The sequence below is a fragment of the Streptomyces sp. NPDC031049 genome (assembly GCF_055571015.1).
This window is the reverse complement of sequence record NZ_JBVIGC010000001.1, coordinates 242470-267920: the sequence shown is the minus strand read 5'-3', so window position 1 is coordinate 267920 and position 25451 is coordinate 242470. Positions and strand designations below refer to the sequence as shown.

The 25451-nt window shown below is 73.3% G+C and carries 22 protein-coding genes; 13 read left to right on the top strand and 9 right to left on the bottom strand.

Going from position 1 to position 25451, the window contains the following annotated elements:
* Positions 1 to 11 precede the first annotated feature (11 nt).
* Positions 12 to 1127: a magnesium and cobalt transport protein CorA gene (locus ACZ45Q_RS01165; RefSeq protein ID WP_468253688.1), complete on the bottom strand. Its 1116-nt coding sequence runs from the start codon at positions 1125 to 1127 to the stop codon at positions 12 to 14.
* A gap of 548 nt (positions 1128 to 1675) precedes the next feature.
* Between ACZ45Q_RS01165 and ACZ45Q_RS01160 the strand changes: the two genes are divergently transcribed.
* Complete coding sequence (locus ACZ45Q_RS01160) at positions 1676 to 2272, top strand: suppressor of fused domain protein (RefSeq protein WP_468253687.1); 597 nt, start codon at positions 1676 to 1678, stop codon at positions 2270 to 2272.
* A gap of 41 nt (positions 2273 to 2313) precedes the next feature.
* Here ACZ45Q_RS01160 and ACZ45Q_RS01155 read toward each other — a convergent pair whose 3' ends face one another.
* The gene (locus tag ACZ45Q_RS01155; protein ID WP_468253686.1) at positions 2314 to 3537 is read right to left on the bottom strand and encodes an MFS transporter; all 1224 of its coding nucleotides are present in this window, start codon (positions 3535 to 3537) and stop codon (positions 2314 to 2316) included.
* 151 nt (positions 3538 to 3688) lie between these two features.
* Here ACZ45Q_RS01155 and ACZ45Q_RS01150 point away from each other — a divergent pair, with 151 nt between their 5' ends.
* The 3 genes from ACZ45Q_RS01150 to ACZ45Q_RS01140 all read left to right on the top strand — a co-directional run bounded on the left by ACZ45Q_RS01150 (position 3689) and on the right by ACZ45Q_RS01140 (position 6701).
* Positions 3689 to 4330, top strand: a complete 642-nt coding sequence (locus tag ACZ45Q_RS01150) for a DUF6758 family protein (RefSeq protein ID WP_468253685.1) — start codon at positions 3689 to 3691, stop codon at positions 4328 to 4330.
* A gap of 360 nt (positions 4331 to 4690) precedes the next feature.
* A complete protein-coding gene (locus ACZ45Q_RS01145) occupies positions 4691 to 5548 on the top strand; it encodes a PHP domain-containing protein (RefSeq protein ID WP_468253684.1) in 858 nt (285 codons plus the stop codon).
* A gap of 547 nt (positions 5549 to 6095) precedes the next feature.
* A complete protein-coding gene (locus ACZ45Q_RS01140; protein ID WP_468253683.1) occupies positions 6096 to 6701 on the top strand; it encodes a MarC family protein in 606 nt (201 codons plus the stop codon).
* 88 nt (positions 6702 to 6789) lie between these two features.
* Here the strand turns inward: ACZ45Q_RS01140 and ACZ45Q_RS01135 are convergent, their stop codons facing one another.
* Positions 6790 to 6942 carry a hypothetical protein gene (locus tag ACZ45Q_RS01135; protein WP_358783652.1) on the bottom strand — a complete coding sequence of 51 codons (153 nt, stop codon included), beginning with the start codon at positions 6940 to 6942 and terminating at the stop codon, positions 6790 to 6792.
* 246 nt (positions 6943 to 7188) lie between these two features.
* Here ACZ45Q_RS01135 and ACZ45Q_RS01130 point away from each other — a divergent pair, with 246 nt between their 5' ends.
* Positions 7189 to 8094, top strand: coding sequence for an NYN domain-containing protein (locus ACZ45Q_RS01130; RefSeq protein WP_468254281.1), 906 nt, complete (start codon positions 7189 to 7191; stop codon positions 8092 to 8094).
* Between the two features lie 58 nt (positions 8095 to 8152).
* Here ACZ45Q_RS01130 and ACZ45Q_RS01125 read toward each other — a convergent pair whose 3' ends face one another.
* Positions 8153 to 9028, bottom strand: coding sequence for an alpha/beta fold hydrolase (locus ACZ45Q_RS01125; protein ID WP_468253682.1), 876 nt, complete (start codon positions 9026 to 9028; stop codon positions 8153 to 8155).
* A 384-nt stretch (positions 9029 to 9412) separates the two neighbouring features.
* Positions 9413 to 11767, bottom strand: a complete 2355-nt coding sequence (locus ACZ45Q_RS01120) for a DEAD/DEAH box helicase (RefSeq protein WP_468253681.1) — start codon at positions 11765 to 11767, stop codon at positions 9413 to 9415.
* A 705-nt stretch (positions 11768 to 12472) separates the two neighbouring features.
* On the opposite strand from ACZ45Q_RS01120, the gene ACZ45Q_RS01115 reads away from it, so the two are divergent.
* A complete protein-coding gene (locus ACZ45Q_RS01115) occupies positions 12473 to 13210 on the top strand; it encodes a ferritin-like domain-containing protein (protein ID WP_468253680.1) in 738 nt (245 codons plus the stop codon).
* A 161-nt stretch (positions 13211 to 13371) separates the two neighbouring features.
* On the opposite strand, the gene ACZ45Q_RS01110 is transcribed toward ACZ45Q_RS01115, so the two are convergent.
* From ACZ45Q_RS01110 to ACZ45Q_RS01095, 4 genes are all read right to left on the bottom strand, one after another.
* Positions 13372 to 13641, bottom strand: coding sequence for a hypothetical protein (locus ACZ45Q_RS01110; RefSeq protein WP_468253679.1), 270 nt, complete (start codon positions 13639 to 13641; stop codon positions 13372 to 13374).
* 260 nt (positions 13642 to 13901) lie between these two features.
* The gene (locus tag ACZ45Q_RS01105; RefSeq protein WP_416525087.1) at positions 13902 to 14129 is read right to left on the bottom strand and encodes a DUF3107 domain-containing protein; all 228 of its coding nucleotides are present in this window, start codon (positions 14127 to 14129) and stop codon (positions 13902 to 13904) included.
* Between the two features lie 172 nt (positions 14130 to 14301).
* Positions 14302 to 14958 carry a TetR/AcrR family transcriptional regulator gene (locus ACZ45Q_RS01100; RefSeq protein WP_468253678.1) on the bottom strand — a complete coding sequence of 219 codons (657 nt, stop codon included), beginning with the start codon at positions 14956 to 14958 and terminating at the stop codon, positions 14302 to 14304.
* Between the two features lie 239 nt (positions 14959 to 15197).
* Entirely contained in the window at positions 15198 to 15419 is a 222-nt protein-coding gene (locus ACZ45Q_RS01095; protein WP_468253677.1) for a hypothetical protein, read from the bottom strand.
* Between the two features lie 262 nt (positions 15420 to 15681).
* On the opposite strand from ACZ45Q_RS01095, the gene ACZ45Q_RS01090 reads away from it, so the two are divergent.
* From ACZ45Q_RS01090 to moeZ, 7 genes are all read left to right on the top strand, one after another.
* Entirely contained in the window at positions 15682 to 16779 is a 1098-nt protein-coding gene (locus ACZ45Q_RS01090) for an alpha/beta fold hydrolase (protein ID WP_468253676.1), read from the top strand.
* 302 nt (positions 16780 to 17081) lie between these two features.
* Positions 17082 to 18488: a DUF3152 domain-containing protein gene (locus tag ACZ45Q_RS01085; RefSeq protein WP_468254278.1), complete on the top strand. Its 1407-nt coding sequence runs from the start codon at positions 17082 to 17084 to the stop codon at positions 18486 to 18488.
* Between the two features lie 226 nt (positions 18489 to 18714).
* Positions 18715 to 20442, top strand: a complete 1728-nt coding sequence (locus tag ACZ45Q_RS01080; RefSeq protein WP_468253675.1) for a DUF3492 domain-containing protein — start codon at positions 18715 to 18717, stop codon at positions 20440 to 20442.
* A gap of 230 nt (positions 20443 to 20672) precedes the next feature.
* On the top strand, positions 20673 to 22043 hold the full coding sequence (locus tag ACZ45Q_RS01075; RefSeq protein WP_468254275.1) for a hypothetical protein: 1371 nt from the start codon (positions 20673 to 20675) through the stop codon (positions 22041 to 22043).
* A gap of 157 nt (positions 22044 to 22200) precedes the next feature.
* Positions 22201 to 23292: an NAD-dependent epimerase/dehydratase family protein gene (locus ACZ45Q_RS01070; RefSeq protein WP_468253674.1), complete on the top strand. Its 1092-nt coding sequence runs from the start codon at positions 22201 to 22203 to the stop codon at positions 23290 to 23292.
* Positions 23280 to 24074: a spherulation-specific family 4 protein gene (locus ACZ45Q_RS01065; protein ID WP_468253673.1), complete on the top strand. Its 795-nt coding sequence runs from the start codon at positions 23280 to 23282 to the stop codon at positions 24072 to 24074. Before ACZ45Q_RS01070 ends, ACZ45Q_RS01065 begins: the two co-directional genes overlap by 13 nt.
* Before the next feature lie 18 nt (positions 24075 to 24092).
* Positions 24093 to 25271, top strand: a complete 1179-nt coding sequence (moeZ, locus tag ACZ45Q_RS01060; protein WP_468253672.1) for an adenylyltransferase/sulfurtransferase MoeZ — start codon at positions 24093 to 24095, stop codon at positions 25269 to 25271.
* The last annotated feature ends 180 nt before the right edge of the window (positions 25272 to 25451 follow it).

Genomic DNA, 25451 nt, shown 5'->3' with positions numbered 1-25451 from the left:
ACGAGGCCCGCTCACAGCCAGCCGTTGCGCTTGAGCGTGCGGTGGATGCCGAAGCAGATGGCCACCGTGATGCCGAGGACCAGCGGGTAGCCGTAGCGCCACTTCAGCTCGGGCATGTGGTCGAAGTTCATGCCGTACACACCGCACACCATCGTCGGCACGGCGATGATCGCCGCCCACGAGGTGATCTTCCGCATGTCCTCGTTCTGCGCCACGGACGCCTGGGCGAGGTTGGCCTGGAGGATGGAGTTCAGCAGTTCGTCGAAGCCGATGACCTGCTCCTGCACCCGGGCGACGTGGTCGGCGACGTCCCGGAAGTACTTCTGGATGTCCGGGTCGATCAGCCGCATCGGCCGCTCGCTGAGCAGCTGCATGGGCCGCAGCAGCGGCGACACCGCCCGCTTGAACTCCAGCACCTCGCGCTTGAGTTGGTAGATCCGCCCGGCGTCGCTGCCGCGCGGCGTGCCCTTGCGGCCGGGCGAGAACACCTCGGTCTCGACCTCGTCGATGTCGTCCTGCACCGCGTCGGCGACCGCGATGTAGCCGTCGACCACGTGGTCGGCGATGGCGTGCAGCACCGCCGACGGTCCCCGGGCCAGCAGCTCGGGGTCGTCCTGGAGCCGGTGCCGCAGCGCCCGCAGCGAACCCTGCCCGCCGTGCCGGACGGTGATGAAGAAGTCCCGCCCGGTGAAGCACATCACCTCACCGGTCTGGACGACCTCGCTGTTGGCGGTGAGCTTGTCGTGGTCGACGTAGTGGATGGTCTTGAAGACCGTGAAGAGGGAGTCGTCGTAGCGCTCCAGCTTCGGCCGCTGGTGCGCCTGCACCGCGTCCTCCACGGCGAGCGGGTGCAGCCCGAACTCCCGGGCGATACCGGCGAACTCGTCCTCGGTCGGCTCGTGCAGACCGATCCAGACGAACCCGCCGTCCCGGCGGACCCGGCGCATCGCCTCGTGCGGGCTGAGCGGCGTCGCGCACTCGATGCGGCGGCCGTCCCGGTAGACGGCGCAGTCCACGACGGCCGAGCCGGTCTCCGGGTCGCGGGTGGTGTCGTAGGCGCCGCTGTCCTTGCGCAGCGAGACGCGGGCCGGGCGGACGGCGGCGCGCAGGTCACGGATCATCGACATGGCAGGCTCCTTCGCATGGGGCAGCGAAAGACGCCGACGACAGGTGGAACTACCCGGAATGAGGACGTCCGGACTACGGAGTGATGGCGCGTCCACAAAGCGGGGAGCACCGCACCGTCGCGGTGGCGGGTTTCGCGCTTGAGTGAGCTGTCGACGCGGGCCGGGCCGGACCCGGTGCGTCAGGCAGGTCGAACGAACGACGACGTGCTCTTCCGTGCGACGAGACGCGGCCAAGATGCGGCAAGACGCGAAGGTGACGGCGGCGACGGCCGACGGGCCGAGGCTGCTGCGTCAGCGGCCGGAAGAGCGAGTGGTACTGCACGGTCGACTTCGATCCATGACAGCCCCACCTCCTCCGGTCGGTCCCTCGTGAGGGACGATCGATTCCCCTTGTTTAGAGGGGTTCCCCGTAGGGGAGTGTTCAGTGCGGCGGGGCCCTGAGGTTCACGCTTCTGCGTGCTGCCCCGAAACCGCCGACCCAGCGTATCAGCCGCTCGGCGTGTCAAGGCGCGGCTTTGCCCGGTCCTGACGAGTTCTATGCTCGCCGCATGGCTGATGTTCTTCCTCTGGTCGAGGCCCGGTTGCGCAGCGCGCTGGGCGAACCGGACGCGCGCGCGGCGGTCACCTTCCTCGGCACCGACCGCATCGAGGTGCTGCGCTTCACCGGTGACGGCCCGGAGGGCGACATCGTGCGCTACGCCACGCTCGGCATGTCCGCCCACCCCATGACCGACCCCGCGGCGATGCTCGCCGACCCGGTCGAGGGCCCTCGGGCCGAGCTGGTCCTGTCGGTCCGCGCCGGGCGCGCCGACACCGACAAGGTGCTCCGCCCGCTCGCCGTGCTCGCCGCGTCCCCGCAGGTCGAGGGCGTGGTCGTGGCCCCCGGCGCCTCCCTGGACGTCGGTGAGCCGCTGTGGCCCGGCGCCCCGTTCACCTCGGTCCTGGTCGCCGAGCCGGGCGGGCTGGTCGAGGACCTGGAACTCCAGGCCCCGCTGGACCCCGTACGGTTCCTGCCGCTGCTGCCGATGACGCCGAACGAGGCCGCCTGGAAGCGGGTGCACGGCGCCGAGGCCCTCCAGGAACGCTGGCTGACCCATGGCACCGACCTCAGGGACCCCTCCCGCAGGTCCGTGCCGCTGGACTGACCGCCGGGTGACGGATCTCACCAACGGCACGGGCGCACCGGTCAGTTGGCGAAGGCGGAGACGCCGTCCTCGGTGGCGTGCCTCGGCTCCAGCTCCCGGGCCCGCGCGGTGAGCGCCCCCCGCCGTACGACGACCACGGCCGCGCCCAGCACCGCGGTGACGGCGGCCACGGCGAACGGGACGTGGACGTCGGTCCACTCCTCGATCTTCGGGGCGAAGTAGGGGGCGGCCGCCGCCGCGAACCAGCGCACGAAGTTGTAGCCGGCGCTCGCCACCGGGCGCGGGGCGTCGGACACGCCGAGGGCCAGCTCGGTGTAGACGGTGTTGTTCACGCCGATGAACGCGCCGGACAGCACCGTGCAGACGACCGCCGTGGTGTGGTCGCCGTAGCCGAGCACGAGCACGTCGGCCGCGAGCAGCACCAGCGAGCCGCCGAGCACCTTCAGCGAGCCGAACCGCTTCTGCATCCGGGGCGCCACGATCACCGAGAAGACGGCGAGCAGCACACCCCAGGCGAAGAACACCGCACCGGACTTGTACGGCGTCATGTCCAGCACGAACGGCGTGAAGGCCAGCACCGTGAAGAACGTGTAGTTGTAGAAGAACGACGAGATCGCGGCGGACGCCAGCCCGCCGTGGCCCAGCGCCCTGATCGGGTCCAGCAGCGAGGTGCGGCGCGCGGGCTTGGGCTGCTCCTTGAGGAAGGCGGCGATGCACAGGAAGCCGGCCGCCATCAGGAACGCGGTGCCGAAGAAGGGGTAGCGCCAGCTGGCGTCGCCGAGCAGTGCGCCCAGCAGCGGGCCGCAGGCCATGCCGAGGCCCAGGGCGGACTCGTACAGCAGGACGGCGGCCGCGCTGCCTCCCGCCGCCGCGCCGACGATGACCGCGAGGGCCGTCGAGACGAACAGCGCGTTCCCCAGGCCCCAGCCGGCCCGGTAGCCGACGAGCTGGCCGACGGTGTCGGAGGTGCCCGCGAGCCCGGCGAAGACCACGACGAAGGCCAGGCCGAGCAGCAGCGTCCTGCGTCCGCCGATCCGGCTGGAGACGAATCCGGTGACCAGCATCGCGACGGCGGTGATCAGGAAGTACGAGGTGAAGAGCAGGGAGACCTGGCCGGCACTGGCGTGCAGGCCCTGGGCGATGGACGGCAGGATCGGGTCGACGAGTCCGATGCCCATGAAGGCCACGACGGACGCGCCGGCGGTGGCCCACACGGCCTTGGGCTGCCGCAGGATGCCGCCCGCGCCCGCTTCGAAGGGGTCCATTGGTACTCCGGAAGATTTGGTTGGTGTATACACGTATTAAATTAGCATGGCTAATTAGTGCTCTCTACATCTAGTTCTGTGGGGCGGCGGTTCCGTCCGGATGGGTGATCGTCCTTGACGTGGCGGTGCCGGGGTAGGACCGTGGGGCTCTATGAGGGGCGAACCCAGTTGCCCGAAGTGTGGTGGCCGGGTCAGGGCTCCCGGTCTCTTCGCCGATTCCTGGCAGTGCGACGTCCACGGCACGGTGCATCCGTTGCAGCCCGTGGTCCCGCCCAGCGTCGAGGCCCTCGAGGTCGTGGTGCACCGCACACAGGTTCCGGTGTGGATGCCGTGGCCGCTGCCGGTCGGCTGGCTGTTCACGGGCGTGGCCTGTGCGGGTGACGACCGCTCCGGCGGCCGGGCCACCGCGGTGGCCTGCTCCGGGCCCGGCCCGCTCGGCGGCATCGGCGAGCTGATCCTGGTCGCCGAGGAACTCGGCGTCGGCCTCGGCGCGCGGTACGCCGGCATCGACGCCCCGGACCCCGGCCCGTACCTCGATGTCGAGAAGCCGGCCCAGGCCAAGGTCCTGGCCGCCGGGCGCCCGACCCCGCTCTGGCATGTCTCCGGCGCCCCCGCCGACCGTGCGGTCTTCGCGGGCGAGGCGCTCGGCATGTGGCTGTGGGCGGTCGTGTGGCCGGAGCAGTCGGGGCTGCTGATGTACGACGAGCTGGTGCTGACCGACCTGCGCGACGCCGGAGCCGAGGTCGAGCTGGTGCCGTGCGGTGCGTTGTCGCCGCGCTTGCTCAAGCCGTAGGGCCGGTGCCGTGTCCGGTCGTAGTACCTGCCGGTGGCGGTGTCCGGTCGTAGTACCTGCCGGTGGCCCTGTCCGGTCGTAGTGCCGGTGGCCGTGTCTGGGGGCGCCTGGCGGGGGAGGGGGTGCGTTCGGTGGCGGCTGCGGGTCGGGGGTGGCTGGTCGCGCAGTTCCCCGCGCCCCTGAGGTTGGGGGTGTCGAGGGCGTTTGTCGTGGCCGCGCGGCTTGGCCGGGCCTCGGGGGCGTTTGCGCTCGCGGTGCTTGTAGGGGGCGCTCGGGTGCAGTGGCTGTGACGGGGGAGGGGGGAATTCCCGTTATGCTGGAGCGTCCCCGTCCGTCATGTCACCGCTTGGAGTCAGCGTCGTGCGTATCGATCTGCACACCCACTCCACCGCGTCCGATGGCACGGACACCCCGGCCGAGCTGGTGCGGAACGCCGCCGCGGCCGGCCTCGACGTCGTCGCGCTGACCGACCACGACACCACCCGTGGGTACGCCGAGGCGACCGCCGCGCTGCCCGAGGGGCTCACGCTGGTCACCGGCGCCGAGCTGTCCTGTCGTCACGACGGCGTCAGCATGCACATGCTGGCCTACCTGTTCGACCCCGAGGAGCCCGCGCTGCTCGCCGAGCGCGAGCTGGTCCGCGACGACCGCGTGCCGCGGGCCAAGGGCATGGTCGCCAAGCTGAACGCGCTGGGCGTGCCGGTCACCTGGGAGCAGGTCGAGCGGATCGCGGGCCACGGCTCGGTGGGGCGGCCGCACGTCGCCTCCGCGCTCGTCGAACTGGGCGTCGTACCGACCGTGGGGGACGCCTTCACCGAGGACTGGCTCGCCGACGGCGGCCGGGCCTACGTGGAGAAGCACGAGACCGACCCCTTCGAGGCGATCCGGCTGATCAAGGGCGCGGGCGGGGTCGCCGTCTTCGCGCACCCGGCCGCCGCCAAGCGGGGGCGCACGGTACCGGAGACCGCGATCGCCGAGATGGCCGCCGCCGGGCTCGACGGCATCGAGGTCGACCACATGGACCACGACGCGGACACCCGGGCCCGGCTGCGCGGGCTCGCCAAGGAACTGGGGCTGCTGGTGACCGGGTCCAGCGACTACCACGGCAGCCGGAAGACCTGCTCGCTCGGCGACTACACCACGGACCCCGAGGTCTACGGAGAGATCACGCGGCGGGCCTTCGGGGCGTTCCCGGTGCCGGGGGCCGGCGGAGCCTGATCCTCCGCGTTCCGGCTGTCATGGGTGCACGCCGGGTCCGGCCGGGCGCCGACCTGGGGCCCTGACCCGAGGTCCGGCCGTCCACTCGTCCACGCTCGGCGGTCGAGGGCCAAGGGCACTGACAGGGGCTGCTGAGCCGGGCTGCCGCTGCCGGGCCGCTGGGTCGCCGGACTGCTGGGCCGGACTGCTGGGTCCGCCGGGCTGCTGGCCTGGGCCGCTGGGCTGCCGGGCCGCTGGGTCGCCGGGCTTCGTACGCCGCGGTGTTCCGGTGGGCGTGCCCGCCCGGAGTTCCGCTCGGTCTCCTGTCCGGTCACCTGCCCGTGTCTTCGGTCACCTGCCCGCGAGCTCCGGCTCCCCGTGCCGTGCTGGTTCCGGACCGGGCTCGGTCCCGGAGGGCCGGCCCGGCCACGGCTCTCGTGCGCCGACTCCCACCCGGCCGTGCCCGGTGCCGACGCGCGGCCCCGAGCCGCCGCCCGGAACGCTCCCCGTACTCACTTCCCCCCCGCACACTCCCATCCGTTTCTCCTGCAAGGCCAGTGGCTCACCCATGTTCGACATCGCCGTCTTCGGTTCCCTCTTCCTGACCCTCTTCGTCATCATGGATCCCCCCGGGATCACCCCGATCTTCCTCGCGCTGACCGCGGGCCGGCCCGTCAAGGTCCAGCGGCGGATGGCCTTCCAGGCGGTCTGCGTGGCCGGCGGTGTCATCACCGTGTTCGGTCTGCTGGGCCACCAGATCCTGAACTACCTGCATGTCTCCGTACCCGCCCTGATGATCGCGGGCGGGCTGCTGCTCCTGCTGATCGCGCTGGACCTGCTCACCGGCAAGACGGACGAACCGAAGCAGACCAAGGACGTCAACGTCGCGCTCGTCCCGCTGGGCATGCCGCTGCTGGCCGGGCCCGGGGCGATCGTGTCGGTCATCCTCGCCGTGCAGAAGGCGGACGGCGTCGGCATGCAGGTGTCGGTGTGGTCGGCGATCCTCGCCATCCACGTCGTGCTGTGGCTCGTGATGCGCTACTCCCTGCTGATCATCCGCGTCATCAAGGACGGCGGCGTCGTCCTGGTGACCCGGCTGGCGGGCATGATGCTCTCCGCGATCGCCGTGCAGCAGATCATCAACGGCGTCACGCAGGTGATCCAGGGGGCGTGACCCGTGCCCGCGAGCCGGGTGCGTACGAGTGGAGCCCCGGTACGCGGTGCGTACCGGGGCTCCGGGCGTATACAAAGACTTCCGCGCGCTACGAGGCCGACGTGCCGGCCGGGCGGATCCACAGGCGCTGCCCGATGGCGGCTGCCTGCTGGACGATGCGGTTGACAGAGGCGGCGTCCACAACGGTCGTGTCCACGGGCGTGCCGTCGACATCGTCGAGTCGCATGACTTCAAATCGCATGGCCTCTCCCTTCGTCTGGTCATCCTCCTGAGGAGAACTACTGTGGGTGCCGCGAGCATCACACGGGGCACCGATGCCCCGCGTCTCTCAGCGGCTACATCCAGTCAACGACGCGGATGTAACAAACATTCCCTACGCTAAAGAAATTTTTCGAACGTCTAATTACCCGGTGGTAGGGGCTGCCCGCTCCTCGCCCGGGCGGGACCGACCGGGACCGGTTGTGTTCACAGCGTGACCGCCGGGACAATGGAGCTGATGAACGACGACCTCGGGTCCCTGAACGCCCGCATCGAGCGCACCAACGAGCTGCTGGAGCGCATGCTCGCCGAGGTGGCGAAGACGCCCTCGACCCATGCGATCTTCGTCGACGCCGGATATCTGTACGCGGCGGCGGGCCGTCTGGTGGCGGGGACCGAGGACCGGCGCGCCTTCGACCTCGACGCCGAGGGCCTGATCGACGCCCTCATCGACAAGGCCCGCTCGATCTTCGCGGACAGCAGGCTGCTGCGGGTCTACTGGTACGACGGCGCCCGGCGCCGCATCCACACCGCCGAGCAGCAGTCCATCGCCGAGTTGCCGGACGTCAAGGTCCGCCTCGGCAACCTCAACGCCAACAACCAGCAGAAGGGCGTCGACTCCCTGATCCGCTCCGACCTGGAGTCCCTCGCCCGGCACCGGGCCATCAGCGACGCGGCGCTGCTCGGCGGCGACGAGGACCTGGTCTCGGCGGTCGAGGCGGCCCAGGGCTACGGCGCCCGGGTCCACCTGTGGGGCGTGGAGGCCCCCGAGGGACGCAACCAGGCCGATCCCCTCCTCTGGGAGGTCGACAGCCAGCGCACCTTCGAGCTGGACTTCTTCAAGCCGTACGTCTCCCGGCGCACCACCGCGCCCTACGAGACGACCGGCACCGCCCGGCCGACCCGCGAGGACGTCCGCTTCGTGGGCGCCCAGATCGCGGCGAAGTGGCTGGCCGCCCGGGGACGCGAGTCGTTGGCGGAGCTGCTCCCCGGCCACCCCTACCTGCCCGGCTCGGTCGACCAGGACCTGCTGGTGGAGGCGGAGGGCATGCTCCAGTACTCCCTCCGCGGCCAGGCGGACCTGCGAAGGGCCCTGCGCGACGGGTTCTGGGAGCACGTGCAGACGCTGTACTAGGCCCGCACCCGGTCTCCTCCGGCCGGGGCGCCGACGGCCGGTCGCCGGCTGCGGTGGTTCAGCGGGGCACCGTGTCCCAGAAGTCGGCGAGGGCGGCGGCCGTGGGCAGGGGACGGTCGGTGTTGGGGGAGTGCTCGGCGCCGGGGACGACGGTCCGGCGCGCGCCCAGCCGTTCGGCCATGTCGTTGAGGAGCGGCACCGGCCAGGTGTCGTCGCGTTCCCCCGACAGCACGTGGAACGGGAGCGGCAGGGCGGCGAGTTCGGCGACCCGGTCAGGCTCCGTGCACAGTTGACGCCCGGTCGCCACGAGTTGTGCCGGCCTGGTGCGGAGCCAGCGGTCGCGCAACCGCTCCTCGTCGACGAGGCCGCGGGCGGGGCCGCCGACCTCCTCGGGCGGGCCCATGGCCTGGATCGCTTCCCACACCTCGGCCATGGACATCACGGCGAGCGCGTCGTGCAGCAGCTTCACGCGCTGCTGCTGCGAGACCGAGATCTGCGCCGGGCCGGACGACATCAGTGTGAGGGAACGGAAGGGGGAGTGGTCCAGGAGTACGGCGGCCCGGGCGATCTGGCCGCCGAGCGAGTGCCCGAGAAGATGCACCGGGGCCCCGGCCTCCAGGGCCGCGACCTGCGCGAGCACGTCCTGCGCCAGTTCCGGCCGGGCGTAGGCGGACTCGTCGTCCGCGGGCCCGTCGGACTCGTACTGGCCGCGTCCGTCGACGGCGACGGTCCGGTAGCCGCGCGCCCCGAGCGGCTCGTGCAGCAGCGTGAAGTCCTCCTTGCTGCCCGTGAAGCCGGGCAGCATCAGCACGACGCCCTTCGGCTCGACGCCGTCGGCGACGGGGGAGTCCACGACGGCGAACCCTCCCCGCGCGGTCCGCAGCCGGTGGACACGCGCGTCCGGGGGCGGGGTGAAGATGGCGTTCTGACTCACGCGCCGAGGGTATCGGGCCCGACCGGGCGTGGTGGACGGTGCGCCGGCCGCGGGATGGCGCCGGCACGGCCTGCGGGGCTGCGTCGGCGGTCTGGGCGGTGGGGCTTGGGGCTGGGGCTGGGTCGGCTTTCTGCGCGGTGGGGTGTGGAGTTGCGCCGGGGTCCTGCTTGGTGGGGTTTGGGGTTGCGCCGACGGCCTGCTTGGTGGGGTTTGGGGTTGCGCCGGGGTCCTGCTTGGTGGGGCTTGAGGTTGAGCAGGCGTTCTGCTTCGGGGGCGGGCCGGCTCTGCGCCGGCACTCTGCCTTGGCGGCCGGTGGTCCCCGGGAATGCCGTCGGCCCGGTCCGCGCGGGGCGGACCGGGCCGAGGGGGTGACCGGTGCGGGCGTCAGGCCTCCGTGGGCTCCACGGTGGCCGTGGCGGCCGTGGCCTTGCGGGTGCGGCGCCGCGGCTTGGCCTCGGTGGCCGCCGGTTCCTCGGCGGCCTGGGCGGGGATGTCCGCCGGGGCCGTCTCGGTGGCGGCGGTGGCCTTGCGGGTGCGGCGGGCCTTGGGCTTGGCCTCGGCGCCCTCCGCCGTCTCGGTGGCGGCCTTGGCCGTGGCGGCGGTCTTCCGCGTGCGGCGCGGCTTCTCCGCCGACGGCTCCGACGCCTCCGCGGCCGGGGCCGTTTCGGTGGCGGCGGTGGCCTTGCGGGTGCGGCGGGCTTTGGGCTTGGCCTCGGCGCCCTCCGCCGTGTCGACGGCGGTCTCGGAGGAGTCGGCGGACTCCGCCGGCGCCGCGGCCTTGCGGGTGCGGCGCGTCCTCGGCTTCGCCTCCGTGCCCTCGGCGGTGTCGGCGGCGGTCTCCGCCTTCTCCGCCTTGGCCGTCGACTTCCGTGCGCGGCGCGGCTTCTGCTCCGTGGCCTCGGGCGCGCTCTCCGCGGCCTCCGACGTGGGCTCGACCGTCCCCTCGGCGGTGTCGACCGCCGTCTCCGCCGTCGTCGCCGCCTTGCGGGTGCGGCGGCGCGGCTTGGCAGCGGGCGCCTCCTCGACGGCCGGGGCCGCGGGTGCGTCGACGGCCACCGTGGCCTCGGGAGCGTCCGGCACGGACGGTGCGGCCGACTCGGTCGGCTCCACCGTGGTGGCCGGTGTCTCCGCCGACTTCCGCGTACGGCGGCGGCGCGGCTTCGCCGCGGCCTCGGCGGCCTCCGCGCCCGCGGCGACGGCCTCCGTCGCGACGGAGGCCTCGGGGGCCGACCCCTCGGCGGTGGCCACGGCGGCCTCCGCCGCCTGCGCGGCCTCGGCCGGCGCCCCGCCGCGGGTACGGCGCCGACGGCGCAGGGTGCGGGAACCGGCCTGTGCGCCGTCCGCCTCCGCGTCGCCGGTCACGGCCGTGCCGGGCGAGGTGGTGGCGTTCGTGGTGTCGCCGGACTGTGCCGCGTCCACCGGTGCCCCGCCGCGCGTACGGCGGCGGCGACGCGGAGTACGCGCCGGACGCTCGCGCTCGGCGGAACGGGACTCGTCCCGGCCGCCGCGACCGTCCCGGCCACCGCGTCCGCGACCGCCCCGGCCGCCCGGCTCGCCCAGGTCCTCCAGCTCCTCCGCGGCCAGACCGGCGCGGGTGCGCGCCGCGCGCGGCAGGACACCCTTGGTGCCCTCCGGGATGCCCAGCTCGGAGTAGAGGTGCTGGGAGGTGGAGTACGTCTCCGCCGGGTCGCCGAAGCCCAGCTCCAGCGCCTTGTTGATCAGCTGCCAGCGCGGGATGTCGTCCCAGTCGACCAGCGTGATCGCGGTGCCCTTGGCGCCCGCGCGGCCCGTACGGCCGACGCGGTGCAGGTATGTCTTCTCGTCCTCGGGCGTCTGGTAGTTGATGACGTGCGTCACGCCCTCGACGTCGATGCCGCGGGCGGCGACGTCGGTGCAGACCAGCACGTCCACCTTGCCGTTGCGGAAGGCGCGCAGCGCCTGCTCGCGGGCGCCCTGTCCGAGGTCGCCGTGGACCGCGCCGGAGGCGAACCCGCGGCGCTGGAGCTGCTCGGCGATGTCGGCGGCGGTGCGCTTGGTGCGGCAGAAGATCATCGCCAGTCCGCGGCCCTCGGCCTGGAGGATGCGGGAGACCATCTCCGGCTTGTCCATGGAGTGCGCGCGGTAGACGAACTGCTTGATGTTCGCCACCGTCGCACCCTCGTCGTCCGGCGCGGTGGCGCGGATGTGGGTCGGCTGCGACATGTAGCGGCGGGCCAGGCCGATCACGGCGCCCGGCATGGTCGCCGAGAACAGCATCGTCTGGCGCTTCACCGGCAGCATGTCGATGATCTTCTCGACGTCGGGCAGGAAGCCCAGGTCGAGCATCTCGTCGGCCTCGTCCAGGACGAGGCACCTGACGTGCTTCAGGTCGAGCTTCTTCTGGCCGGCGAGGTCGAGCAGGCGGCCCGGGGTGCCGACGACCACGTCGACGCCCTTCTTGAGGGCCTCGACCTGCGGCTCGTAGGCCCGGCCGCCGTAGATCGCCAGGACCCGCACGTTGCGGGCCTTGCCGGCGGTCAGCAGGTCGTTGGTGACCTGCGTGCACAGCTCGCGCGTGGGGACGACGACGAGCGCCTGCGGGGCGTCGGTCAGGTCTTCGGGCCGGGCGCGGCCCGCCTCCACGTCGGCGGGGACGGTGACGCGCTCGAGGAGCGGGAGGCCGAAGCCCAGCGTCTTGCCGGTGCCGGTCTTGGCCTGGCCGATGACGTCCGTGCCCGAGAGGGCCACGGGGAGCGTCATCTCCTGGATGGGGAAGGGGGTGGTGATGCCGACGGCCTCCAGGGCCTCGGCGGTCTCGGGGAGGATCCCGAGGGATCGGAACGTCGTAGTCAGGGTGCTGCCTCTTCTGTGTGCGCGGTGCGAGGCGAGCGCGGGGGGTCGTGTTGGACCGTGCCGGGGACGACGGCTGCCTTACGGGCGGTGCCGTAGGGCACGGGACCACTGCCGACGCTCTAGCGCTCGTACCGCTGAGGGTGTCCCTCCGCCTTCCGTACGCACTGTGCCGTACGGAACGAAGGGCTGTCGGGTCGGAGCCGATCGGGCCACCGACCGGGCATCCTCATGCGTGCGGCCCGACGAAGATGTCACGTACCCGTACGTCACATACTCGGCAGGCGCATTACCACCATACCCCGGATTCGCGCACATGCGATGGCCGATTTGGCCATGTAGCCGTCGTCACAGCGTCCGTCACCGGGTTCGGCACGCCGGTGCGGCGGGGGAGGCGGGCGGGGCGGCCGGTCAGCGACCCGGTGACGACCCGGTCGCGACCGAGGGACCGAGCGAGGATCGAGCGGGGACCGACCGAGGACCGAGCGGGGACCGCCCGAGGGCCGGGTGAGGGCCGACTGAGTGCCGGGTGAGGGCGACCGAGGGCCGACCGAGGGTCGACCGAAGGCCGACCAGGGACTTCCGCCCGGTGGCGGGCGGGCTATTGTGCGCTTCATGACGAGCTCTGACAAGCCTGGCAACGACACCGCCGAGCCCACCGGAGTCGCCGCCCGGGACTGGGCGACGGCCTCCGCCGACCCGCAGTACCGCGCCGCGGTCGTGGATCTGCTCGGTGCGCTGGCGTACGGCGAGCTGGCGGCGTTCGAGCGGCTCGCGGAGGACGCCAAGCTGGCGCCGACGCTGGCGGACAAGGCGGAGCTGGCGAAGATGGCCTCCGCCGAGTTCCACCACTTCGAGCGGCTGCGCGACCGGCTCGCCGAGATCGGTGAGGAGCCGACGGCGGCCATGGAGCCGTTCGTGGCGGCCTTCGCGGGCTTCCACAAGCAGACGGCGCCCTCGGACTGGCTGGAGGGCCTCGTCAAGGCCTACGTCGGCGACTCGATCGCCAGCGACTTCTACCGCGAGGTCGCCGCCCGCCTCGACTCCGACACCCGCGACCTGGTGCTCACCGTGCTGGACGACACCGGGCACGCCGGGTTCGCCGTGGAGAAGGTGCGCGCGGCGATCGACGCGGACCCGAGGGTGGGCGGCCGGCTGGCCCTGTGGGCACGGCGGCTGATGGGCGAGGCCCTGTCGCAGTCCCAGCGCGTGGTCGCCGACCGGGACGCCCTGTCGACGATGCTCGTGGGCGGCGTCGCCGACGGCTTCGACCTCGCGGAGGTCGGCAAGATGTTCTCCCGCATCACGGAGGCGCACACCAAGCGGATGGCGGCGCTGGGCCTGGCGGCCTGAGCCGACGGTTCCGATCCTGGCGGCCCGAGCCGGGCTCCCCGCCCGGCGGCCGTGACCCCGCGGCCCGGGCGGGCCGGGGCGATCGGCCGGGCGAGCTACGCCGTGCCGGTCCCACCGTGCCGGTCACCTCCGGGGGCGCGGGCGGTGTCGGAATCGGCCGGTCAGACGGTTGCCGAGCGGCCGCGGAGTCTTCCCGCGGGGCGCAGCAGCAGCGACAGCGAGGCCGCGGAGAGGACCACCGCGCCCAGCAGGACGGGGACCAGCCCTCCCGCGTCCAGCGCGGTGTGCGTGACGAACGCCCCGAACAGGGCACCGGCGACGCCGGTCGGCAGGACGAGGGCGCGGGCCGGGAGGCGGTGCGGCAGGCGGAGGGCGGCGGCCCATGACAGGGCCAGGCCGAGGATCGCGGCGCTGAGCGCTTCCAAGATCATGTCGGGGTTCCCTCCCACATGGCCGACCTGCCCGAAACGGTCGTAGCCGTCTTACCCCCGACCTGCGGAATGCAATCCTCCCCTTGTGAGCGTCTTGTGTGTGCCATCGGTGGACCCGAGACGAGGTGCAGGCGCCGGTGTGGGCGAGGTGCAGGCGTCGGTGAGACCGGTGCGCAGCGGCGTGGCGGCGGGCCGGCCCCGGGCAGAGCGAAGGGCCCGGCGGTCGCCGACCGCCGGGCCCTCGCGCCGTCCGCTGCTCGCTACAGCGCGCCGAAGCCCACCTTGCGCGGAGACGGCTCACCGATCTCGACGTACGCGAGGCGGTCCGCGGGGACGAGGACCTTGCGGCCGTGCTCGTCCACCAGGCTCAGCAGCTGAGCCTTGCCGGCCAGCGCCTCGGCCACCGCGCGCTCGACCTCCTCGGCGCTCTGACCGCTCTCCAGAACGATCTCGCGGGGCGCGTGCTGCACGCCGATCTTGACCTCCACGGCTATGTCCCTCCGACGGTCAGTGAGTGCGCGACCTTCCGCGCCGTACGCTGCACACATTAGCCCGGTGAGGGGACGTACACGCTCCGCGCAAGAACGCCAGGAGCGAACAGCCGCCGGGAACAGACGGACAGCCGCCGGGAGCAGACGCGCCGCCGCCGGGAACGGCGGATCAGTGCTGCTGGTCGTGCTGCTGCTCGCTGCCGTGCAGCGGGAAGCCGGCGATGCCCCGCCAGGCCAGCGAGGTCAGCAGCTGCACCGCCTGGTCGCGCGGCACGCTGCGGTCGCTGTGCAGCCACGACCGGGCCACCACCTGGGCCAGCCCGCCCAGGCCCGAGGCCAGCAGCATCGACTCGGCGCGGGAGAGGCCGGTGTCCTCGGCGATGACGTCGCAGATCGCCTCGGCGCACTCGTTCGTGACCTTGTCGACGCGCTCGCGCACGGCGGGCTCGTTGGTCAGGTCCGACTCGAAGACCAGGCGGAAGGCGCCGCCGTCGTCCTCGACGTACGCGAAGTAGGCGTCCATGGTGGCCCGGACGCGCTGCTTGTTGTCGGTCGTCGACGCGAGCGCGTTCCGTACCGACTGGATCAGCGCCTCGCAGTGCTGGTCCAGCAGTGCGAGGTACAGGTCGAGCTTGCCCGGGAAGTGCTGGTAGAGGACCGGCTTGCTCACGCCCGCGCGCTCGGCGATGTCGTCCATCGCGGCGGCGTGGTAGCCCTGCGCCACGAACACTTCCTGTGCGGCGCCCAGCAGCTGGTTCCGTCGGGCACGACGGGGCAGGCGGGTGCCCCGTGGGCGTACCGCCTCTGTCTGCTCGATGGCTGTCACGCCGCCTCCCAAAGTCGTCCTTGTGCGGTGTGCGCCGCGTCGCCATCGTACTTTTCGGTAACCGTGGTGTGCGCGGTGCGAGCGCAGAATTTCACGGACCGGACGGTGACGAAAGCCACGCAAGTGGTTTTAAAAGGGATCAGGTCGGGCAGAAATCGTTCTCTTCCCTGTTCGGTGGGTGTGCGGCGGGCGTGCGGTGGGGCGTGCGGCAGTGTTCCGTGAGCCTCCGGCGCCGCCCGTCAGCGGTAGTCGTCCTCGTCGAGGGAGACGATCCGGGCCTGTTCCGCCAGGTCGGCCTCGTTGCCCCGGTCCGGGTCCACGCCGGTCAGCGGGTCGTCGCGGTCCGGCGCGACGTCCGCGTGCTGCTCGGCGGCGTCGGCGTCCGGGGCCTCGACGTCGAACTCCCTGGCTTCCGCGGTCTCGTCCTCGAAGGTCTCGGGATCGGTCGGATCGACGGCCATGTCGGGCTCCCTTTCTACGAACGTCCCTGGTGAATGCAGGGGCCACACGCGGGTGCCCTCTGCACGAGCCTAGGAGACACCCGGTGCGGACGCCATGCGGTCCGCGTCCACAGCAGTACCCACACCACGTCGGACATGCACCGCGCGGGTGGCGGGTGGCGGGTGGCGGTTGGTGGGTGGTGGGTATTGGATGACGCGTGAGCGGCGGGCCTGTGAGGGCGAACACATGAACCCCTGTGTGATCGTCTCGTAACATTGCCGCATGTCTTCGACCGAGCTGCCGTCCGTGCCGCCCGCCAACGTGCTGTCGGACAGGGCAGCCGTCAGGGTCGCCGAGGGTGAGCGGCTCAGGTCGGTCCGGCTGCCCGGCGTCACCTTGACGGTGCGGTCGAGACCGCCGGCCCGTACAGGACTTCCGCCCGCGCTGTACGTGCACGGGCTCGGCGGCTCCTCCCAGAACTGGTCGGCGCTGATGCCGCTGCTGGAGGACGTCGTCGACGGCGAGGCCGTCGATCTGCCGGGTTTCGGCGACTCCCCGCCACCGGACGACGGCGACTACTCGGTCAGCGGTCACGCACGCGCGGTGATCCGCCACCTGGACGCCGCCGGACGCGGCCCGGTGCACCTGATCGGCAACTCCCTCGGCGGCGCGATCACGACCCGTGTCGCCGCGGTCCGGCCCGACCTGGTGCGGACGCTGACCCTGGTGTCGCCGGCGCTGCCGGAGATCCGCGTCCAGCGTTCCGCCGTACCGACGGGGCTGCTCGCGCTGCCCGGCGTGGCCCGGCTGTTCACCCGCATCTCCCGGGACTGGACGGCCGAGCAGCGGGTCCGCGGCGTCATGGCGCTGTGCTACGGCGATCCCGCGCGGGTCACCCCGGAGGGATTCCAGCACGCGGTGGAGGAGATGGAGCGGCGGCTCAGGCTGCCGTACTTCTGGGACGCGATGGCCCGCTCCGCGCGCGGGATCGTCAACGCCTACACCGTCGGCGGCCAGCACGGTCTGTGGCGTCAGGCCGAACGGGTTCTCGCGCCGACGTTGCTCATCTACGGTGGCCGGGACAAACTCGTCGGCTATCGCATGGCGCAGCGGGCGGCACGTGCCTTCCGCGACTCGCGGCTGGTGACCCTGCCTGACGCGGGGCACGTCGCCATGATGGAGTATCCGGAGACCGTGGCCACCGCGTTCCGCGAACTGCTCGCGGAGACCGAGCACGGGGACGACGACCGCCGGGACGACGAGCGCGACCGCAGGGGCGACGGACGACTGGCGCCCTACAGCAACGACGACCGCAGCAACGACGACCGCAGGATCGAGGCCGTGGAAGACAGCGCCGCGAACGAGACCACAGGAGGCTGAGGCGCGACGTGGGACGCCACAGCCGCCGCGGACCGGCCCCCAAGCCCGCCAACGGCCCGGCACCGGGGCAGGACCGCCGTCGGACACCCGGAGCGCCATCGGTGGACGAGCGGCGCGCGCCCACGGGCGCGGCACCGGCGTACGGAGCGCCCGCGCGGGACGGTGAGCCCGCGGCCGGGACGGGCGGCCCCTGGACGCCCGGGTACACCGAAGGGCGCTTCACCGCGGGCACGCCCGGGCAGTCCGCGGGTGCGCCGAGGCACGCTGACCCCGGGTTCCCCGACGGCACGCCGGCGCACGGTGTGCCCCGCCACCACGACGGCACGCCCGCCCACGGATTCCCGCGGCTGCCCGACGGCACGCCCGCACACGGGGTTCCTCGCTTCCCGGACGGGACGCCCGCCCACGGCGTGCCCCGCTTCCCGGAGGGCACGCCCGCCCACGGTGTGCCCCGGTTCCCCGACGGCACGCCCGCGCACGGGGTGCGGCAGGTGCGGGGTGGTCACCCCGAGCAGTGGGAAGCCGGGGGCGGCTGGGGCGAGTTCAGGGGTGGCCCGGCGCCGGGGCACGCGCCCCCGTTCCCGCGGCAGCGTCAGGCACCGCCGACGGGGCCGGCGGGCGGCGGACCCGGTCGGACCCCGGGACCCGGCGGGCCGCGGCAGGAGTACCTCGACGCCTTCGACGAGCTGGACGCGATCGAAGCCGAGGACGACGTCTTCGCGGCGCGTACGCCGCCCCACGGCTCCCGCGCCCCCGGCGGGGCCCCGACCCGGGCGGCGGGCCCGTACGCCTCCGTCACCGACTGGAACGCCGGGACCGGCACCCTCCCGCCCGGCGCCGCCCCGCCCGGCACCGACGACCGCGGTGACGACGCGCCGCCCACCGGCGCCCCCGGCCCGGTCAGGGGCGGCAAGGGGCGTACGTTCACCGGGATCGCGGCGGCCGCCGTCACCACCGTGCTCGCGGTGGTCGTCGCCGGCCAGGTCACCGACGGACGCGAGAGCGACAACGTACAGTCGCAGTCCTCCGCGGAGCAGGCGCGCGACAGCCGCGACCCCGCCTCGCGCAGGGACGAGCGGCCTACGCCGACCGCGCCCGGCGCCGCGGCCCCGCTGACGTACGAGCAGAAGATGGAGAAGACCTTTCCGCTCGACGAGAAGCTGGACGGGCCGGGTGAGTTCGAGGCCGTACCCGGCATCGCCAAGGGGCCCGGAAGAGGGCAGAAGTTCACCTACCGGGTGGACGTCGAGCGGGAACTCGGCCTCGACGCCGAGCTCTTCGCGCAGGCCGTGCACAAGACGCTGAACGATCAGCGGAGCTGGGCCCACAACGGCGCCCGCACCTTCGAGCGCATCCACTCCGGGCAGCCCGACTTCGTGATCACCCTGGCCAGCCCCGGCACGACCGCCGTCTGGTGCGCCAAGTCCGGCCTGGACACCACCGTGGACAACGTGTCCTGCGACTCGGCCGCGACCGAGCGAGTGATGATCAACGCCTACCGGTGGGCGCAGGGCGCGGAGCCGTTCGGCGACGACATCCACGCGTACCGCCAGATGCTGATCAACCACGAGATCGGTCATCGCCTCGGCTTCAACCACGTGACCTGCGACAAGGACGGCGAACTCGCGCCGGTCATGCAGCAGCAGACCAAGTTCGTCGACCATGACGGCATCGACTGCCGGCCCAACGCGTGGCCGTATCCCGGCTGACGGACGGCACTCGGCGGAAGATGGCCGTGGCGTCACGCTCGGTGAGTTCTTGATCCCTTAGCGCGACCGAACGCGATCCGCACGGGAAAGTTACGACCGTTCACCCCTTTTGGTGGTGCGATGGACAACCGTCCATCGCACCACCGGGTCGTCCGCATACGTTCGTCCCGCTGTGAGCCGCCGGGACCAACGGCGGCTCTCCATACGGGAGATCGGGGGTGCACGCGTGCGCATCGGACTGCTTACCGAGGGTGGCTATCCGTATGTGAGCGGTGACGCCAGGCTCTGGTGCGACCGGCTCGTGCGCGGGCTCGGGCAGCACGAGTTCGACGTCTACGCGCTCAGCCGCAGCGAGCGCCAGGAGGACGAAGGCTGGGTTCCGCTGCCGCCGCAGGTCAGCCGGGTGCGTACGGCGCCGCTGTGGATGGCGGAGGACGACGGGGTGGTGTACGGCAGGCGTGCGCGCCGGCGCTTCGCCGAGCACTACGGCGCCCTGGCGACGGCGCTCTGCACGACCCGTTCCGGAGACCCGGCCGGTGCGTCCGAGGACCCGTCCGCTGCTGAGGCGGACCGTTTCGCCAGTGCGCTCCACGGCCTCGCCGAGCTCGCCCGCGACGAGGGCGGCCTGGAGCGCGCGCTGCGCTCCGAGGCGGCCGTGCGCGCCCTCGAACGCGCCTGTCGCGCGCCCGGCGCCCAGCGCCCCGCGCGCGAGGCGCGCGTCCCCGAGCTGCTCGCCGTCACCGCACACCTGGCACGCGCCCTGCGCCCCCTGTCCCTCGACTGGTACGAGGACGACGGCCTCGGCGCGGTGGACCTCTGCCACGCGGCAGCCGGCGGCCAGGCGGCCCTGCCCGGCCTGCTCGCCCGGCACTTCCACGGCGTACCCCTGCTGGTCACCGAGTACGGCGTCCAGCTCCGTACGCACTACCTGACCGCCCCCGGAACCGCGGCGGAGTCCGCCCCGGCCGTGCGCTCCCTGCTCGCCGCCTTCCACGGGCGGCTCGCCGCCGAGACCTATCGGCGGGCCACTCTGATCACGCCCGGGAACTCCCACACCCGCCGCTGGCAGGAGCGGTGCGGGGCCGACCGCACCAAGCTGCGCACCGTCTACCCGGGGATGGACGCCGCACCGTTCACCGAGGTGGGGGAGGCGCCGGACGGGGCGGACCCCGGCACCCTGGTCTGGGTCGGCCGCGTCGAACCCGCCAAGGACCTGGTGTCGCTGCTGCACGCCTTCGCCGAGATCCGCAAGGACGAACCGGCGACGCGCCTGCGCATCGTCGGCGCGCCCTGCGGCCCCGAGGGCGCGGCCTACCTCGCCCACTGCCGGGGCCTGGCCGCACAGCTTTTCCCCGACGAGGCCGACGGTCCGCACGCCGTGGGACGCAATCCGGTCTCCTTCGAGGAGATCGGCGGCCCGGAGCTGCCCTCCGCCGCCGACGCGTACGCCTCGGGCGCCGTCGTCGTCCTCTCCAGCGTCGTCGAGGGGTTCCCGGTCGGCCTGGTCGAAGCCATGCTCTGCGGTCGCCCGACGGTGTCCACGGACGTGGGCGCCGTGGTGGAGGTGATCGGCGGCACCGGACTCGTCGTGCCGCCGCGCAATCCGCGGGCGCTCGCCGAGGCGTGCGTGGCCCTGCTGCGCGACCCCGAGCGCCGTGCGCGCCTCGGTGCCGCCGCGCGCGCCCGGGCCCTGGAGCTGTTCACCGTCGAACAGAACGTCGCGGCATTTCACGGCATTTACCTGGAGATCCTCTCCCGCAGCCCCGTTCACCGGGTCGTCCTCGACGACACCGGCGAACCCCTGCCGTTCGCCGCGCCCGCCGAGGCCCACGTCCTGGGCCGCTGGACCGAACCCGCACCGGCAAGGGCCGTCGCCCGCGGCGGTCCCGGCTGGGCCACGGACGCTCCCGTCCGGGCCACGGTGCCCGTCGCCGCCACCGAGGGTGCCCGATGAGCGACCTGGGCGAACTGGACCGTCCCGAGACCCCCGCCAGCCCCGGCGCCTGGGACGAACGCTCCCGCGCATGGCTGGAGACGGACGGGGCGGGGGCACGGGGGCAGGACCTCGGCACCGAGCCGAGCACGGCAAGTCGCAGCGACGCCGCGCGCGGGGCCGGCGAGCAGCCGACCGGAAGCGGTACGGCGCCGCCGCCCGGCGGACGGTCCGCCGGGCCCAGCGGTGCCTTGCCACCCGGGGGGCCTTCCGCCGGGAAGCGTGCGGCTTCGGACGCTGCCGCCCGGCCCGGGACCTCGCCGCGCGGCGGGCAGTCGGCCGGGAGTGGTGCGGGTTCACCGCTTGGCGGGCGGTCCGCCGGGAAGGGTTCGGTCTCGGAGGCTGCCGGGCGCCCCGAGGCCTCGCCGCGCGGCGGGCAGTCGGCCGGGAGTGGTGCGGGTTCACCGCTCGGCGGGCGGTCCGCCGGGCGGGGCGCCGCTGCGGACCCTGCCGGGCCGCCCGCCGGGCGGCGCGTCGGTGCGGATCCCGTCAAGGCCCTGATGCACCGTCACCGCGAGCTGTGCGAACGGGCCGTCGACCCGCTGGAGATCGCCGCGGGCCTGGAGGCGCACGGTGTCACCGACCGGACCGCGGCCCGCTTCCGGCACCGGGACGTCTTCTCCCTCGCCGAGGAGATGTTCGCCCGCGTCCCGCGCGACGGTGACGCGGCACCCCAGGCCCCGGCCCCCGCACCGTCGGAGCCCCGGTCGCACGCCGCATGGATCGTCCTCACCCTGCTCCCCGGCGCACTGTGCGCCGCGGCGATCGCCGCCCTGCGCCTCACCGACGGCCAGTCCCGGCTGATCGCGGCCGTCGTGGGGGCGCTCGCCGTGGCCCTCGGCCTGCGGGCGGCCGTGCGCCAGGGGCCGCTGAGCACCGGGCGGGCCCGGCCCGACGGGCACCCCGCCTGGGTCGTCGGCTGGCTCGCCGGCTACGCGCTCCTCGGCGACGGGCTGCTCCGCGCGGCCGTCGCCGGAGGCCCCGACGAGCTGCCCACGGGTACGGCGGACGGACCCTGGCCGGTGGCCACCGCGTCGCTGGCGGCACTCGCCCTGGCCTGCGCCCCCGCGGCCTGGTGCGCCCGCCTGTTCACCGGCCGCGCCCGCCGCAGGCTGACGACCAGCCGTGGCCTGCGGGACTTCTCCGCCTCCGTACGCCCCCTCCTGCTCGGCACCGTGCTGCTGTTCCTGGCCGCGCTCACCGGCCTCCTCTCGCTCACCGCCGCCGCCCTGGACGAGCCCGCCGCCTACCCGCAGGTCCTCACCCTGGGCACGCTGCTCCTGCTCGCCCGGCTCCTCACCGTCCACGGCTTCACCCACGCCCCGGCCCTCCTGCTCACCGCCACGGCGACGGCCGAGGCCACCGCCCTGGCCACCCTGTTCGCCGGCCGGCTGCCCGGCTGCGGCTTCCTCGCCGTGCCCGTCGAGGCCCTCGTCACCGCCTGGGGCCCCGGCACCGTCCCGACCGCGGCGTGCGGCGTCGGAGTCCTGACCCTCCTCCTGCACGCCGTGCGCCGCCTCACGAGCGCCTCGGCCCACGCGCCGACGGAGCCGCCGCGATGACCCCGCCGAACCGGCGGACCGCGCGCCCGGGACCACCGTGAGCCCAGGTCGCCCCGCCACCCTCACCGGCCGCCGCAGGCGCGCCCGTTCCACCCCTTGAAGGAGAACCCCACATGACCACCTCCCGACCCGACGCCTCGGCCCCGGGAGCCGTCCGATGAGAGTCCTGCTGATCGGAGCCAACGGTTACATCGGCCGCTTCGTCGCCGACCGCCTGCTCGCCGACCCGGCCGTCCAGCTCACCGCCCTCGGCCGCGGCGACGACGCCGACGTCCGCTTCGACCTCGCCACGGGCAGCCCCGGCGCCCTCACCCGGTTCCTCGACGCCGTCCACCCCGGCGTCGTGATCAACTGCGCCGGCACCACCCGCGGCGGCGCCCGGGAACTGACCCGCCACAACACCGTCGCCGTCGCCACCGTCTGCGAAGCCCTGCGCCGCAGCGGCTGCGGCGCCCGGCTCGTGCAGATCGGCTGCGGCTCGGAGTACGGCCCCAGCCAGCCCGGCTCCTCCACCGCGGAGGACGCCGTGCCCCGCCCCGGCGGCCCCTACGGCGTCAGCAAGCTCGCCGCGACGGAACTGGTCCTCGGCTCCGGCCTGGACGCCGTCGTCCTGCGGGTGTTCTCGCCCGCCGGCCCCGGCACCCCGGCCGGCTCCCCGCTGGGCCGGCTGGCGGAGGCCATGCGCCGGGCCATGCAGTCCGGCGACGGCGAACTCCGGCTCGGCGGCCTCGGCGTCCAGCGCGACTTCGTGGACGTCCGCGACGTGGCCCGAGCCGTGCACGCCGCCTCCCTCTCCGCGGCCCAGGGCGTCATCAACATCGGCTCCGGACGCGCCGTCCGCCTCCGCGACGCCGCCGCCACCCTCGCCCGCGTCGCCGGCTACGGCGGCGCCCTGCACGAACTCGACGGCCCGCACGGCAACCCCCTGCGCGCCCCCATCGGCCACCCCCGCACCGAGGCCCTGGGCCTCCGCGCCGAGAGCCAGCTGCGCCCCGACGGCCACCTGCGCCCCGACGGCCACCTGCGGACCGACGGCCACCTGCGGACCGAGGGGCACGTGCGGACCGAGGGGCACGTGCGCGCGGACGGCGACCACGCGCCCCCGGTCGCCTTTCCGTACCCCGACGGCTGCGGCAGCTGGCAGCAGGCCGACGTGCGCACCGCGCGCGACCGCCTCGGCTGGCGGCCGCGGATCAACCTCGAAGAGTCCCTCGCCGACATCTGGATGGAGGCGGCATGCCGTATCTGACCAGCACCGCAGCAGGCACCGCGAGCACCGACGTCCGCACCGGCTTCGGCGTCCCCGGCCTGGCCCACCCGCTGCTCGCCCCGGCGGAATGGGCGGAACTCACCCGCCCCGGCACCCCCCTGCACTGGGTCGTCCTCGACGTCGCCGCCGGCCCCGGCGCCCAGCCCGACCCGCACTGCCTGGAGGCGGCCGGCCGCCTGCGCAACGCGGGCGTCCGCGTCCTCGGCCGGCTCGACGCCGCCTACGGCGCCCGCACCTTCGGCGAGCTGGTCTCCGACGCGCACCGGTACCTCGACTGGTACCGCAGCGACGGCTTCCTGCTGGACCGGTGCCCGGCGGATCGGGCCTCGCTCCCGGAGATCCGCCGCACCGCCACCACCCTGCGGGCGATCCGTGACGGCGCCCACATCGTCCTCGGTCACGGCACCCACCCGTACCCCGGTTACGCCGAGACCGCCGACCAGCTGGTCACCTTCTGCGGCCCCTGGAGCGACTACCGCTGGTCCCAGGTGGCCGAGTGGACCGCGGAGTATCCGCCCGAGCGCTTCTGCCACTTCGTCCACGGCGTGCCCCGACCGCACCTGGAGGAGGCACTGCGCATCGCCCGCTGGCAGGGAGCCGCGACGATCTACTTCACCGACCGCATGGACCGCGACGGCCACGACGACCCCTGGGAGACCATGCCCGGCTACTGGGACGACATCGTCTCGCGTATCGGAACAGGTGTCTCGGAATGGAAAAGCGCATGGCAGTGTTACGGAGAGAACAACCGTACTGATTGACCGACCAACGGAGTCCCCGTGTCGCTGCCACCCCTGGTCGAGCCGGCCCCCGAGCTCACCGTAGACGAGGTTCGCAGGTACTCCCGCCACCTGATCATCCCCGACGTGGGCATGGACGGGCAGAAGCGGCTGAAGAACGCCAAGGTGCTGTGTGTGGGCGCCGGCGGCCTGGGCTCGCCGGCGTTGATGTACCTCGCCGCCGCGGGCGTCGGCACCCTCGGCATCGTGGAGTTCGACGAGGTCGACGAGTCGAACCTGCAGCGCCAGATCATCCACAGCCAGTCCGACATCGGCCGTTCCAAGGCCGAGTCCGCCCGTGACACCGTCAAGGGCATCAACCCGTACACGAACGTGATCCTTCACGAGGAGCGGCTCGAGGCCGACAACGTGATGGACATCTTCAGCCAGTACGACCTGATCGTCGACGGCACGGACAACTTCGCGACCCGCTACCTGGTCAACGACGCCTGCGTACTGCTGAACAAGCCGTACGTCTGGGGCTCGATCTACCGCTTCGACGGCCAGGCCTCCGTCTTCTGGTCCGAGCACGGTCCCTGCTACCGCTGCCTCTACCCGGAGCCCCCGCCGCCCGGCATGGTGCCCTCCTGCGCCGAGGGCGGCGTGCTCGGCGTGCTGTGCGCGTCCATCGGCTCCATCCAGGTCAACGAGGCCATCAAGCTCCTCGCCGGCATCGGTGAGCCGCTGGTCGGCCGCCTGATGATCTACGACGCCCTGGAGATGCAGTACCGCCAGGTCAAGGTCCGCAAGGACCCCGACTGCGCGGTCTGCGGCGAGAACCCCACCGTCACCGAACTCATCGACTACGAGGCCTTCTGCGGCGTCGTGTCCGAGGAGGCCCAGGCGGCGGCCGCCGACGCCACGATCACTCCCAAGCAGCTCAAGGAATGGATCGACGACGGCGAGAGCATCGACATCATCGACGTCCGCGAGCCGAACGAGTACGAGATCGTCTCCATCCCGGGCGCGCGCCTGATCCCGAAGAACGAGTTCCTCATGGGCACCGCCCTGGAGAGCCTTCCGCAGGACAAGAAGATCGTCTTGCATTGCAAGACGGGTGTCCGCAGTGCGGAAGTCCTCGCGGTCCTGAAGTCCGCCGGCTTCGCGGACGCCGTCCACGTGGGCGGCGGCGTGATCGGCTGGGTCAACCAGATCGAACCGGACAAGCCCGTGTACTGAGCCGTGCTGCCGGGCCCGAAGCCACGACCGGCTTCGGCCCGCACCCCGCTCTCCGGACGGCGGGGGGGGGGGGGGGGGGGGGGGGGGGGGGGGGGAGGGGGGAGGGGGGGGGGGGTGGGTGGGGGGGGGGGGGGGGGGGGGGGGGGGGGTGGGGGGGGCGACTACCCCCCCACGAGGGGG

Bases quoted from the DNA above. Each gene is read 5' to 3' on its own strand.
- ACZ45Q_RS01095 (WP_468253677.1), bottom strand. From the start codon at position 15,419: ATGGCCGTCGATCCGACCGATCCCGAGACCTTCGAGGACGAGACCGCG.
- ACZ45Q_RS01165 (WP_468253688.1), bottom strand. From the start codon at position 1,127: ATGTCGATGATCCGTGACCTGCGCGCCGCCGTCCGCCCGGCCCGCGTC.
- ACZ45Q_RS01155 (WP_468253686.1), bottom strand. From the start codon at position 3,537: ATGGACCCCTTCGAAGCGGGCGCGGGCGGCATCCTGCGGCAGCCCAAG.
- ACZ45Q_RS01090 (WP_468253676.1), top strand. From the start codon at position 15,682: ATGTCTTCGACCGAGCTGCCGTCCGTGCCGCCCGCCAACGTGCTGTCG.
- ACZ45Q_RS01130 (WP_468254281.1), top strand. From the start codon at position 7,189: ATGGAGCTGATGAACGACGACCTCGGGTCCCTGAACGCCCGCATCGAG.
- ACZ45Q_RS01150 (WP_468253685.1), top strand. From the start codon at position 3,689: ATGAGGGGCGAACCCAGTTGCCCGAAGTGTGGTGGCCGGGTCAGGGCT.
- ACZ45Q_RS01070 (WP_468253674.1), top strand. From the start codon at position 22,201: ATGAGAGTCCTGCTGATCGGAGCCAACGGTTACATCGGCCGCTTCGTC.
- ACZ45Q_RS01110 (WP_468253679.1), bottom strand. From the start codon at position 13,641: ATGATCTTGGAAGCGCTCAGCGCCGCGATCCTCGGCCTGGCCCTGTCA.
- ACZ45Q_RS01140 (WP_468253683.1), top strand. From the start codon at position 6,096: ATGTTCGACATCGCCGTCTTCGGTTCCCTCTTCCTGACCCTCTTCGTC.
- ACZ45Q_RS01065 (WP_468253673.1), top strand. From the start codon at position 23,280: ATGCCGTATCTGACCAGCACCGCAGCAGGCACCGCGAGCACCGACGTC.
- ACZ45Q_RS01120 (WP_468253681.1), bottom strand. From the start codon at position 11,767: ATGACGCTCCCCGTGGCCCTCTCGGGCACGGACGTCATCGGCCAGGCC.
- ACZ45Q_RS01115 (WP_468253680.1), top strand. From the start codon at position 12,473: ATGACGAGCTCTGACAAGCCTGGCAACGACACCGCCGAGCCCACCGGA.
- ACZ45Q_RS01160 (WP_468253687.1), top strand. From the start codon at position 1,676: ATGGCTGATGTTCTTCCTCTGGTCGAGGCCCGGTTGCGCAGCGCGCTG.
- ACZ45Q_RS01135 (WP_358783652.1), bottom strand. From the start codon at position 6,942: ATGCGATTTGAAGTCATGCGACTCGACGATGTCGACGGCACGCCCGTG.